The organism is Parabacteroides chongii, assembly GCF_029581355.1.
GTDB classification, from domain to species: domain Bacteria; phylum Bacteroidota; class Bacteroidia; order Bacteroidales; family Tannerellaceae; genus Parabacteroides; species Parabacteroides chongii.
Genome location: NZ_CP120849.1, coordinates 399,907 through 412,652 on the forward strand (window position 1 = coordinate 399,907; position 12,746 = coordinate 412,652).

Consider the following 12,746-nt stretch of genomic DNA (forward strand, 5'->3'; position numbering starts at 1 on the left):
TTTTTAAATAACTCACACTTTAATTTCTACTTCAACACCGCTGGGTAATTCCAGCTTCATCAATGCGTCAACTGTTTTTGCAGTTGAGCTATAGATATCTATCAATCTTTTATAAGATGACAGTTCGAACTGCTCACGTGATTTCTTATTAACGAAAGTAGAGCGGTTCACAGTAAAGATACGCTTGTGTGTAGGCAGAGGAATCGGTCCGCTAACAACAGCACCTGTAGCCTTTACCGTCTTCACGATCTTCTCGGCAGACTTGTCTACCAGAGAATAATCGTAAGACTTTAATTTAATTCTGATCTTTTGGCTCATATTGTTATATATGTTTCTAAATTATTTGATCAAATCAGCACGACCCTGTACTTCTGTCAGTACCTGCTTAGCGATAGAAGAAGATACCTGAGCATAGTGAGAGAACTGCATTGAAGATGTTGCACGACCTGAAGTGATAGTACGCAAAGCAGTTACATAACCGAATGTTTCTGCCAAAGGCACTTTCGCTTTAACAACACGTGCACCGGTACGGCTTGTTTCCATGCCTTCTACTTGACCGCGACGTTTGTTCAAGTCACCGATAACATCACCCATGCTCTCTTCCGGAGTAACAACCTCCATCTGCATGATCGGTTCCATCAAAGCAGGACCTGCCTTTTCAGAAGCGTTCTTGAATGCCTGAATAGCACAGATTTCGAATGACAACTGGTCAGAGTCAACCGGGTGGAATGAACCATCGATCAAAGTCACTTTCAGCTTATCCAACGGATAACCGGCAAGGATACCGTTCTTCATAGCCTTTTCGAAACCTTTCTGAACAGAAGGGATAAATTCTTTAGGAACGTTACCACCCTTTACTTCGTCAATGAACTGCAGAGTACCTTCGAAATTTTCGTCAGCCGGTTCAACGCGAACGATGATATCAGCAAACTTACCACGACCACCAGACTGTTTCTTATAAACTTCACGAAGTTCAACAGGCTTAGTGATAGCTTCTTTATAAGTAACCTGAGGTTTACCCTGATTACATTCAACCTTAAACTCACGACGCAAACGGTCAACGATGATATCGAGGTGAAGCTCACCCATACCGCTAATAACAGTCTGACCTGTTTCTTCGTTAGTCTGTACACGGAATGTAGGATCTTCTTCAGCCAGCTTAGCCAATCCCATACCCAGTTTATCCAGGTCTTTCTGAGTTTTAGGCTCTACTGCGATACCGATAACCGGATCCGGGAAGTCCATAGATTCCAATGTGATCGGATGATTTTCGTCACACAAAGTATCACCAGTACGGATATCTTTGAAACCTACACCTGCACCAATATCACCACAACCGATAGTTTCCATCGGGTTCTGTTTGTTTGAGTGCATCTGGAACAGACGAGAAATACGTTCTTTCTTACCTGAACGAGTATTGTAAACGTAAGAACCTGCATTCAATGAACCTGCATACACACGGAAGAAGCACAAACGTCCTACATAAGGGTCTGTTGCAATCTTAAATGCCAAAGCAGTCAACGGTTCTTCAAACAACGGCTTACGGATAATTACTTTTTCGGGATCATTAGGATCAGTACCTTCGATAGCAGGAGTATCTTCAGGAGAAGGCAGGAATGCACACACAGCGTCAAGCAATGTCTGAACACCTTTGTTCTTGAAAGAAGAACCACAAGTCATCGGGTTGATCTGCATAGCCAATGTACCTTTACGGATAGCCACCTTGATTTCTTCTTCTGTGATAGTAGAAGGATCATCGAAGTATTTTTCCATAATAGCATCATCACATTCAGCCAATGCTTCCAACATTTTGTCGCGCCATTCTTCAGCTTCAGCCTGCAGGTCAGCAGGAATTTCTTCAACTGAATATTCAGCACCCATTGATTCGTCATGCCAGAAAATAGCTTTCATCTTAATGAGGTCTACTACACCTTTGAAAGTTTCTTCTGCACCGATAGGAATCTGGATAGGACACGGATGAGCACCCAGTACATCCTTCATCTGACGGATAACTTCGTAATAGTTTGCACCAGAACGGTCCATTTTGTTAACGTAACCGATACGAGGTACATTATATTTATCAGCCTGACGCCATACAGTTTCAGACTGAGGTTCAACACCACCTACTGCACAAAAAGTAGCAACAGCACCATCCAGTACACGAAGTGAACGTTCAACCTCTACTGTGAAGTCAACGTGTCCCGGAGTGTCGATCAAGTTGATCTTATACTTGTCACCCAAGTAGTTCCAGAAAGTTGTTGTAGCAGCAGAAGTAATTGTAATACCACGTTCCTGCTCCTGAGCCATCCAGTCCATGGTAGCAGTACCATCATGTGTTTCACCGATCTTATGCGTCAAACCTGTGTAGAAAAGAATACGTTCAGAAGTCGTAGTCTTACCTGCATCGATGTGCGCCATGATACCGATGTTTCTTGTAAACATTAATTGTTTATCGTTTGCCATTGTATATCCTTTATGCTAAATTAAAATCTGAAGTGAGCGAATGCACGGTTAGCTTCAGCCATACGATGCATATCTTCTTTTCTTTTGAATGCGCCGCCCTGGTTGTTGTAAGCATCTACAATCTCTGCAGACAGCTTGTCAGACATTGTCTTACCACCTCTCTTACGTGAGAAGATAATAAGGTTCTTCATAGAAATTGATTCTTTACGATCGGGGCGAATTTCAGTAGGTACCTGGAAAGTAGCACCACCTACACGGCGTGACTTCACTTCGACTTGAGGGGTAATATTGTCGAGTGCAGCTTTCCAAATTTCGAGAGCAGACTTTTCTTCGTTAGGCAATTTAGCCTTAACGTTTTCCAGAGCGGAATAGAAAATTTCGAAGGCAGTATTTTTCTTGCCATCATACATTAAATGGTTAACGAATCTCGTAACCTTTACATCACCGAAAACAGGATCCGGCAGGATCTGTCTTTTCTTTGGTTTTGCTTTTCTCATTTTGTTTCAAAAATTTCGTTTTTGTCTTTGGTTGCCTTTTTAACTTTGTCTTCAACGGTTCCGCTGAACCATTTACTCAACCTATAGCCTATCCAAATAACTCAAACCAGCTTTAATACTTAAATTTAAATTCTCAGTTTGAAAGGGTGATTTTTACTTCTTTCCTTTTGCTGGAGCAGCACCTGCTTTAGGACGTTTTGCACCGTATTTAGAACGACGCTGAGTACGACCGTTAACGCCAGCTGTATCCAAGGTACCACGTACAATGTGATAACGTACACCAGGAAGGTCCTTTACACGACCACCACGTACTAATACGATAGAGTGTTCCTGCAGGTTATGTCCTTCTCCCGGAATGTAAGAGTTTACTTCTTTACCATTTGTCAAACGAACTCTCGCTACTTTACGCATTGCAGAGTTAGGCTTTTTCGGGGTTGTAGTATACACACGTACACAAACGCCACGTCTCTGAGGACATGCATCCAGTGCAGGTGATTTACCTTTTACCACCAAAGTTTCCCTTCCTTTTCTAACTAATTGCTGAATTGTAGGCATTTCTTTTTCTTTTTAAACTTTGAATGTGTTATAATTATATTTATCTCTTTTTCTATTTCAGGCTGCAAAGATACGCATTATTTCCGTATAACCAACGAGTTACAACTCTTTTTCTGCATAATCCGCGCTAAAAACGGTGCAAAGTTACGTAATAGTTTCCGTTTGATTCTGCTCTATAACATTCGAATTTAAACTATTTATTATTATTTAACACGAAGCCCCGCCGGCTTAAAACCAACGGGGCTTGCCGGCATCCTTCGCACACATAAATAATAAGCTAAAAGTATATCTACAACAGAAACAACACAACTACCCTTCACCCGTCACTGCTTGCAATACTCTATTTGTCAATCTATTGCAGTGACACCACCTGATAAAAGTTTCCATACTTGGTATGTTTGCGTTCCACACCCATAGCAACCAGCAATTTGCCGAAATTGGCTACCGATACGCTTCGCATAGCTGCCGGATTAAATTTTTTCAATCGTTTGAAGATTTCGGCAGACGAAAGAGACAATGCTTCCTCACCATATTCGGCCGGACGAAAGCAAGAGTAAAACACCTCCTCCTCGACCGGACTCTTATAGAAAGCAGCATTCGAAGCCATTATCTTTGCTTCTTCTTCCCCCGTAAACCAATAACGTTCGCCGGCAAGTAATTCCGCTTTCAATTGGGCATACAGCTGGGCATGATCCACAGGCGAACAGTCGATCTTCTCTTCTATCTCAACACAAAGAAAACAATACCTCCCGGTAGCAAGAGAAAACCGCGTCTACACGCACGCATAGTAACAAACGGAACAATAAGTACGGAAGAACTGGCTGAAGAAATACATGGCCGGAGCACGTTGACAACCGCTGATATCCATGCTACACTCATCTCGCTCAGCAAGATGATAACCGAACATTTGCGGCGCGGCGACCGTGTTCACATTAATGGATTGGGGTATCTGCAGATGACTCTGCAATGTCCTCCGGTTAAATATCCCAAAGAAATACGTGCCGAGTCGGTACATTTCAAGTCGGTAGCCTTCCGACCGGAGATAGCCTTGAAGGATGCACTGAAAACAACCCACTTCGTACGCACCACACGGAAAAATCATTCTGCCAGCTATTCAGAAATAGAAGTGGACAACCTGCTGACCGGATATTTTCTCGATCATCCATCCATCAGCCGGGAAAAATTTCAGGATCTGTGTTGTTTCACCAAAGGAACGGCCAATCGCAGACTGGCCCAACTGGTGCAGGAAGGGAAACTCAGGAAGGAAGGGTTATACCGTTTTCCTGTGTACGCACCGGTTCCCGGGAATTACAGAAAATAACAAAGGTGAAACGTCTGGTTTCACCTTAACAAGCTGTTCACCTGGCCATTACATCAAGGTGACAGGTGAAGGGTATACCGGTTACCATCGCATTAAACGGAGGAAAATCTGCCGACCGGTAATATCCATACAATAATAGGACGAATACAGGCTTTCTTACTTGAAACGTTTCTCCAGCTCGTCGTCAGTCAGCATGGAAATAATCGTCTTTCCGTCGGGTGTCAGATTCGAATTTGGACAGGAAAACAACGTGGCGATCAAGTGATCCATTTCATCTGCCGACAAGGTTTTACCCGGACGGATAGCAGCTGCTTTAGCCAGCGACAAGGCGATTGCTTCACAGATCTCCTCATGCACTTCGCAACCGGTCTCGATGGCACGGTTCACGATATCCTTAATCAATACCACCTGGTCGACGTTCTCCAGTCCGGCAGGCAGGCCGTTGACAGCATAACTATTATTTCCCAGATTGGACAAATCGAAACCGATAAAACGCATATCGTCCAGGAGAACGGGCAATGCAGCAGCTTCGGCGGCTGTAAATTCGATCACTTCGGGGAAAAGAACCTGTTGCGACGCCCCTTTCTGTTGCCTCATATTGTTCAGATACTGGTCGAACAGGATGCGGACGTGCGCCCTGTACTGGTCTATCAATGCCAGACCGGACTTCAAGGAAGTGATAATATAACGTCCCTTATACTGATAACAGGGAGTAGTCGTTTCTGCAAACAAAGTCTCGCCGGAAGCAACCGGTGCAACCGGTTCCGACAACTCATCCTCTTCCGTATCGATCACCTCTCCCATCATTTCCAGGTCTTTACGCACGGCATCCCGGTCGCTTTCAAAGCCCTGATAGAGTTGTGACCAGTCGAAATTCGACTTTCCGGCAGACGAAGCCGGTGATGACGACGGCGAATAGGAAGACCTCGGAGCAGACGATTTGAACGGGTTATATCCCGAATCGAGCTGCACGGTCGGTGCCTTAAAGCCATCAACCTCCCTGACAGGGTTGTAGACCGGTATGTCTATCGCATCTTCCACATCAAAATCAATGGTAGGAATAGCACTCGATTTGGCTAGCGCCTCACGAGTGGCCGCCATCAGTATCTGCCAGATAGGCTGCTCATTTTCGAACTTAATCTCGGTCTTGGTCGGATGGATATTTACATCGATCGTTGCCGGATCAAGCGTAAAATAGATAAAATAATTGGGTTGTTCACCGGAAGGGATCAACTGTTCATAGGCTTGCATGACAGCCTTATGAAAATAGGGATGCTTCATGAAACGGCCGTTCACAAAGAAGTATTGCAGGGCACCGCGTTTCTTGGCGGAATCAGGACGGCCTACAAAACCGGAGATAGTGACCAGCGAGCTTTGCGCATCCACAGAAAGCAGCTTCTGGTTCAGGTTCTTGCCATATACGTTAATGATACGCTGGCGCAAACCGGATTCCGGCAAATTAAATATCTCGGTATCATTATGATTCAGTACCAATGCCACTTGCGGATTGACCAAAGCGATCCGCTCGAACTCATTGATGATATTACGGAACTCCGTTTCATTCGATTTCAGGAATTTACGACGGGCAGGCACATTGAAGAACAAGTTCTTGATCGAAAAGATACTCCCCTCGGTACAAGCATCCGGTTCTATATCGACCAGGTCGGATCCGGCAATAGAGAGCTTCGTACCCAGTTCAGTTCCTTTCAGACGGGTACGCAATTCCACATGGGCCACTGCAGCAATAGAAGCCAACGCTTCGCCGCGAAAGCCCATGGTATGAAGGGAAAAGAGGTCTTCGGCAGAAGATATTTTAGAAGTGGCATGCCGTTCGAATGCCATACGGGCATCTGTCTCGGACATACCTTTCCCGTCATCGACCACCTGAATCAATGTACGACCGGCATCCTTTATATTCACCTGGATATGACCGGCACCTGCGTCAATCGCATTCTCAACCAGTTCCTTTACAACGGAAGCAGGCCGTTGAATGACTTCACCGGCCGCTATCTGATTGGCTATACTATCTGGTAATAAATGAATTATATCGCTCATGACCAAAACAGGAACCAAAGTAATGCACCCAGGACAGCAATGCCAACGATTAGTTTTGCACTCTTATATTTACGGCTTCGCGCATCGTCGCCTCTGTCAAGGCTTTTCTTCAGATGAGAAGTACCTTCAACAAAAGTTCCTTTGATCTGCGGCTTATAATCTTCCAGCGATTCTTCCATTCCCATCTCGCGCTTAATTTTACGCACGCGTTCTTCCATCGCCTCCTTATGGGGATCCCAATAGATCGGCTTATGATTGAACTGCCGGGGCTTACGTGTATTATAAAATGAGAAAAGTGCCATGACTTACTAAATTTAATAATTAATGTGCTATTGCTCGTGCTTAAACTTATTACTTCGAACCGGTGCGTCTTCGACTTTCTTCCGTATCACATGATAGATATCGTCTTTGTTTTTCGGACGCAGGTAATCGAACCAATAAAAATCCTTCAGTGTTTTCTGCTCCGGCTTCAGGTCGGGTATCGGCGTAAGGCTTCCTTGCGGACTGGGCCATATCTTCAACCGTTCCAAAGCATTGTCTTTCACCCAAATTGTCAGGAATCCGCTCTTGGTTTCATTCAAACCGATCATCGCACCGTTATCCAACGGGTAGAAGATGGATTCCGCATTCCCTTCAACATCGATCTGCCGGACAGTCTGACCTTCAAAATAGGCTTTCAGGTCGTTCCCTTTCAACTGATTATAATAAGACGAATCGAGATGCTGCACAGCAAACGCATACTGGATCACATGTGCATAGTCGATCGTACTGTCATTCATATAGATAACGATCGTATCGCCGGATATCTGATATTGCTCATTCCACAGGATCGGATTATCATACATATATAATATAGAGTCACGCGTATTAAACTGCATGGAATCACAAACACCCTGCATATCGGTACGATAAAAACGCACCCCGTGGAAAGCCTTGATCTCACGGGCTGTCGAATCCAGCGTCGTCATCTCAAGCGTATCGGCATGCAGATACAGCGTATCTCCCTGCGAAAACTCCAGGAAACGGGCACTGTCGGTAGCAAACGCATATTCCGTCCGTTCGTTATAAAAACCGTATTGTCCTTCCAGCATCACCTTCTGAGCCGTATCACGCAGACACATATTCCCGAAAGCTTCACCGAAACCGGCATCCCGATCATAGGCAATAGAGTCACCGATCAGGATCTTGTCGCCCGAATAGATTTCAGACTGGTCCAGCAACAGAGCGGTGCTTGTCTCCGTATTGTACCAACCACGGGAAGAATGGATCGTGCCGCTGTCGGAAACTATAATCGACGGTCCCAGTATAGTGGCAATCTTCGATTCCGTATCATAATGGAGCGTATCCGAATACAATGTGAAATTCTGATTCTCCAAACGCACGCTATCATTGAAGACTGCCAGCTTCGTTCCCGGAGAATATTGTCCGTAGAAAGAAGACAACTGGTTCAATGAATCGACAATCAGACCGCCCTCGAAATAATAGCCGATATCAGGAATACGTTCATAGTTCAAGCTATCGGTAAAAAGCGTCACCTCCCCGTTCTCCATACGGACATTTTCGCGCAGGTAAGCAATCTGCGTATTGCCGTCATAAAACAGGTAATTGCCATACACGAATAAGGTATCGCCCTGTTCCATCCGCACATTACTGAATGCTTCCAATGAATTGGTTGTCTCAAAAAAGTAAGCACTGTCGCAATACATATACGAACTGTCGTGCCGGAAACTGACATTTCCCTCCAAAAACTGTGCATCCGCCTTCATCACGTCCTTATCATAAGACACCGTATCGGCATGCAACAGATAAACCAATGTCTTTTTAGTAGTGACTGTATCGGCAGTAAGTGTCTCTCCCGGAACCGAATCCCGGTTGACGGGAACAATATCCTGCGCTTGTGCACCGGCACAAACAATCAGCAGACAGAACAGTCCTGTAAGGAAATACTTGTTTACAATTTTCATTCTTTCACCCAACCCGGATACTTGAAATCGCAATTACGCCATCCTTCGGCAATACGAACATAGGTGGATTTTTGCTTTTTCTTGATCCAGTTATCCAATAATTCTTCTCTCTTCTGCTGCTCCACCAGATTCTTCATCGCCTGGAAGTCATCAGAAAGATTCGCCTTATGTTGTTCTGTACGGGATTTCAACTTAACGATAGCAACCACTTCCTTCTGCTTGTCGGTAATCATGGTAAACGGTTTGGAGATGTCGCCCACCTGCATATCATACACCACTTTACCTACTTCCTGAGGGAGCTCCTGCATTTCAAATTTCGGAGTACCGTAATTGTTTCCTTCATGATTCTGATTCACCATCAACCCTTTGTTGTTACGGGTATCCTTATCGTATGAAACAAATGTAGCGGCTTCCTCGAACGAGAATTTATCAGCTTTCAGGTCCGTATACAAAGAGTCCATACGAACCGTCGCGTCAGTCAGTTCCTTTTCCGACACTTTCGGCTTCAACAGGATATGACGGCAGTTGATACGGTTACCACGTTTTTCGATCAGCTGGATGATATGGTATCCATATTCAGTCTGTACGATCTGTGACACACGTTTCGGATCCGAGAGGTTGAACGCCACGTTGGCAAACTCCGGCAACAGGTCGGTCTTACTCATAAAGCCCAGCTCACCACCACGTGCAGCCGAACCCGGGTCTTCCGAATACAGACGGGCCAGTGTGGAAAATTCCATCTTTCCGCTATTGATCTGTTCTGTGAAATCACGCAGACGGGCTTTGATGGCATCCGTCACATCGAACGGGATCTTCGGTTCGATAGTAATGATCTGTACTTCCACGGTTGTCGGGATAGTCGGCAGACTGTCTTTCGACAACTGGTTGTAAAACTTACGGATCTCGGAAGGTGTCAACTTGATCTCACCGATCAGATTACGCTGCATTTCCGATACAATCTGCTGCTCGCGGAACTTCTCCTTTTGTTCATCCCGTATCTGCGAGATTTTCTTTCCGAAATATTCCTCTACCTTTTCCCGTGATCCGATCTGGTTGATCGCCCAGTTCACCCACTGGTCGGCCTGTTGTATCACCTGGCTTTCGCTGGCCTCGATACTGTCGATCTTCGCCTGATTCAGGTACAGTTTCTGTATTGCCATCCGCTCCGGAATCACACAATAGGGATCGCCATCCAAACGTTCGCCTTCGTTTTGCATATACAAACGTTGCGCTTCTACGTCCGAACGTAAAATAGCATCATCTCCTACCACCCACACAATCTCATCAATCACATTATCCTGTGCCATTGCCACACAAGATAAGCAGGCAAGAAAGAATACAGTTAAAATCTTTTTCATCATATCTACCTTTATAAGTTACAAATTACGGTTCCGTATAAAACTTTACATCACCTCCTCTGATTCCATCTTTATATAACTCTTCTTCAAACGTCTTCAAAAAATCCACTTTCCGCTGATTGATCAGCATCTCAGTGATCTGCGCACTGGCATAATCATAGGGAGCGACACTTCCTTCCGGAAGATACTCCTTAATATTCAGCAGATAGCAATAACTACTGTCTGCCACTTCCACGAATTTATTCGCCTTCAGATAGGCGTTCGGATTGGATACATGAACAGGGATATTATCCATCACTTCGTCAAAATCCACCCATTTGTCGTAAAAGTAGTCATAAATAGCGGCATTTTGCACACTATACTTCTCAATTTTTTCCAAAGAAGCCTCAGAAGTCGATTTGTACCACCCCTTTACTTCCGATAAACCGGGAGCATCTGCCGGTATCTTCAGGAAAAGTCCTTTGATCAGGGCTTTATCGAGTGTAAACTTTTTCTGATTCTCTTCATAATAGTTCAGCTTATCGCTTTCGCGGATATCAGCCGACAATTTCTCTTTGATCAGGCGCTCCTGATAACGGTAACGGACCAGCGAATGGCGGTATTCTTCTACCAGCTTGTCGACCTCTTCCTTTTCGTTTCCCAGATTCCGCTGGGCGACTTCGTAAACCAGGGCATCTTTCACCCATTTCTTTACAAAGCTTTCGGCTAACAACAAACTATCCGCAGAGGACGTCCCCCGCGGAATCAGACTAACCACATCCGAACGTTTCAACGCCCGGTCCTTCACTCTTACCAGCACATCCGCATCGTCGGTGGGCTGGGTCCGTTTGCAAGAACACAGCAAAGATACGAATGCTATAAAAATGAAGCAATACTTCATAACCTTCTCTTTCTTATTTCTTTAGTTTTTTCAACAATTTCCAGTTAATCGTAACAGGATATTCCTTATTCAACTCCTTCAACCAGGCATTTTCCAGCTCGGATTGTTCGGCAGCGGGCTTGCTCCAGACTTTTTGGTTACTGATATTGAACAACAGGATGCCGTCACGATATTCCTGCATGAGATGTATAAATTCAGGATGTTTGGTTTCGAGATTCTTACGTTCGGCTGTCGTGACAATATCACGGACGAACAGGTCGAACACTTCCTGCATAAAATCACCTGCATATGTTTTTGTCGAGAACGGACAGCGCTGAATATAGTAAGCGAACTCACTCTGCGGGAAATCGGTATCCACCAAATGGATCAGTGTCTTATCCATATCCTTCGCCTTTTCATAGAATTCCTTATCGGTAGGGAAATGATCATTACACAAAGCCTGCAGTTCGGCATATGCTTCCGGATAGAACACATAGCCGTATTCTTTTTTCAGGCGTTCGTCGAATGCCTTGTAATATTCAAAATTACGTTCGCCCTGCGCCATCGTGCGTGACCATGTTTTTTTCTTTTCTTCGAAAGAAGGTATTCCGCGCTTTTCAATCAGTTTGATGATATGATAACCGAAACGTGTTTTGACGGGCTTTGAAAGTTCACCCGGAGTATTCAAGGCAAAGGCGCCTCTTTCAAACGGTTCCACCATTTCTCCGACACCGAACCAAGGCAGCTCGCCACCTTTGCGTGCCGAAGCTCCGTCCGATGAATATTCTTCAGCCAGCTTCCCGAAGTCGGCACCGTTCTGTATCTTCTGATAAACATCTTCAGCCAAAGCCAGCGTTTCACTATCACTGCGTGTTACAGAATCCTTCTGGAACGGGATCAGGATGTGAGCGACATGACGCATACCCGGATTGGGTTTGCGGCTATGTAGTTTGATGATATGAAATCCCAGGGTAGAACGAACCGGCATGGATAATTCGCCCGGCTTCATGGAGTAGGCGTAATTTTCAAACGCTTTTATAGTCTGCATGGGCATCAGACAACGCGTATATTCGTATCCGGTCTGTTTGGTAGAATCGAGCTTGGTAAGCTCCTGACCGACAACGGCAATATCTTCCCCGTTCTTTATACGTTCATAGGCTTTCATGGCTTTTTCATAAACAGCTACCGTATCTTTCGAAACCGTCTTCTCCGGCAGGCGGAACAGGATATGGCTTAACTCCAGGACTTCTCCCAAGCGGTCATACTCAACCCGAACGGCAGCCTCTTCCCCGTCTTTATCCGACAAGTAACTCGATGTCAACTGAGCGCGGTATCCTTCCAGCTCGTCGGTAAACTCTTTCGTCTTGTCCAGACCTGCTGCTTCTGCTGCCGCCACTTTCAACTTGAAGTTTTTATACAGCTCCACATAACTTTCCAACGATTTACGATCAGATAAATTAACTTCACCATTCTTCCGTGCCATAAAAACAAACTCATCCAGCGATACCTGTTTTCCGGCCACAGTCATTACTACAGAGTCTGCCTTATTAGCGGCTTCTCCGGTTAAACAAGCGAATAACAAAGATAATACAAGTAACTTTTTCATCAAAAATCCGTTTATCATACTACGTACACATTACAAAAATAACACTAATCTAACGGATAGCATCCCCA

The 12,746-nt window shown here is 44.9% G+C and carries 12 protein-coding genes; 1 reads left to right on the forward strand and 11 read right to left on the reverse strand.

All coding sequences use genetic code 11. The features are described from left to right. Positions 1 to 12: 12 nt before the first annotated feature. The 5 genes from rpsJ to P3L47_RS01920 all read right to left on the reverse strand — a co-directional run bounded on the left by rpsJ (position 13) and on the right by P3L47_RS01920 (position 4,212). Complete coding sequence (gene rpsJ / locus P3L47_RS01900; RefSeq protein ID WP_005634728.1) at positions 13 to 318, reverse strand: 30S ribosomal protein S10; 306 nt, start codon at positions 316 to 318, stop codon at positions 13 to 15. Between the two features lie 21 nt (positions 319 to 339). After that, positions 340 to 2,463: an elongation factor G gene (fusA, locus tag P3L47_RS01905; RefSeq protein ID WP_122363824.1), complete on the reverse strand. Its 2,124-nt coding sequence runs from the start codon at positions 2,461 to 2,463 to the stop codon at positions 340 to 342. A 20-nt stretch (positions 2,464 to 2,483) separates the two neighbouring features. Next, positions 2,484 to 2,960, reverse strand: a complete 477-nt coding sequence (gene rpsG, locus P3L47_RS01910; protein WP_009859548.1) for a 30S ribosomal protein S7 — start codon at positions 2,958 to 2,960, stop codon at positions 2,484 to 2,486. Positions 2,961 to 3,113: 153 nt separating this feature from the next. Beyond that, positions 3,114 to 3,515: a 30S ribosomal protein S12 gene (gene rpsL / locus P3L47_RS01915; protein WP_009859549.1), complete on the reverse strand. Its 402-nt coding sequence runs from the start codon at positions 3,513 to 3,515 to the stop codon at positions 3,114 to 3,116. Between the two features lie 352 nt (positions 3,516 to 3,867). Then, positions 3,868 to 4,212, reverse strand: a complete 345-nt coding sequence (locus P3L47_RS01920) for a DUF3874 domain-containing protein (RefSeq protein ID WP_233577292.1) — start codon at positions 4,210 to 4,212, stop codon at positions 3,868 to 3,870. Here P3L47_RS01920 and P3L47_RS01925 point away from each other — a divergent pair. Next, positions 4,204 to 4,836, forward strand: coding sequence for an HU family DNA-binding protein (locus tag P3L47_RS01925; protein WP_277782511.1), 633 nt, complete (start codon positions 4,204 to 4,206; stop codon positions 4,834 to 4,836). The two genes, P3L47_RS01920 and P3L47_RS01925, sit on opposite strands and share 9 nt — an antisense overlap. Before the next feature lie 156 nt (positions 4,837 to 4,992). On the opposite strand, the gene mutL is transcribed toward P3L47_RS01925, so the two are convergent. From mutL to P3L47_RS01955, 6 genes are read right to left on the reverse strand one after another with little or no spacing between them, the layout of a single operon-like run. Continuing rightward, positions 4,993 to 6,891, reverse strand: a complete 1,899-nt coding sequence (mutL, locus tag P3L47_RS01930) for a DNA mismatch repair endonuclease MutL (protein ID WP_277782512.1) — start codon at positions 6,889 to 6,891, stop codon at positions 4,993 to 4,995. Next, the gene (locus P3L47_RS01935) at positions 6,888 to 7,193 is read right to left on the reverse strand and encodes a hypothetical protein (RefSeq protein ID WP_122363821.1); all 306 of its coding nucleotides are present in this window, start codon (positions 7,191 to 7,193) and stop codon (positions 6,888 to 6,890) included. Before P3L47_RS01935 ends, mutL begins: the two co-directional genes overlap by 4 nt. A 27-nt stretch (positions 7,194 to 7,220) precedes the next feature. Continuing rightward, positions 7,221 to 8,855, reverse strand: a complete 1,635-nt coding sequence (locus P3L47_RS01940) for an OstA-like protein (RefSeq protein WP_277782513.1) — start codon at positions 8,853 to 8,855, stop codon at positions 7,221 to 7,223. After that, a complete protein-coding gene (locus tag P3L47_RS01945; RefSeq protein WP_122363819.1) occupies positions 8,852 to 10,216 on the reverse strand; it encodes a peptidylprolyl isomerase in 1,365 nt (454 codons plus the stop codon). The genes P3L47_RS01940 and P3L47_RS01945 overlap by 4 nt, the downstream gene beginning before the upstream one ends. A gap of 22 nt (positions 10,217 to 10,238) precedes the next feature. Further along, positions 10,239 to 11,093 carry a peptidyl-prolyl cis-trans isomerase gene (locus tag P3L47_RS01950; protein ID WP_277782514.1) on the reverse strand — a complete coding sequence of 285 codons (855 nt, stop codon included), beginning with the start codon at positions 11,091 to 11,093 and terminating at the stop codon, positions 10,239 to 10,241. A gap of 13 nt (positions 11,094 to 11,106) precedes the next feature. Further along, positions 11,107 to 12,696: a peptidylprolyl isomerase gene (locus P3L47_RS01955; RefSeq protein ID WP_345799065.1), complete on the reverse strand. Its 1,590-nt coding sequence runs from the start codon at positions 12,694 to 12,696 to the stop codon at positions 11,107 to 11,109. Between the last annotated feature and the right edge of the window lie 50 nt (positions 12,697 to 12,746).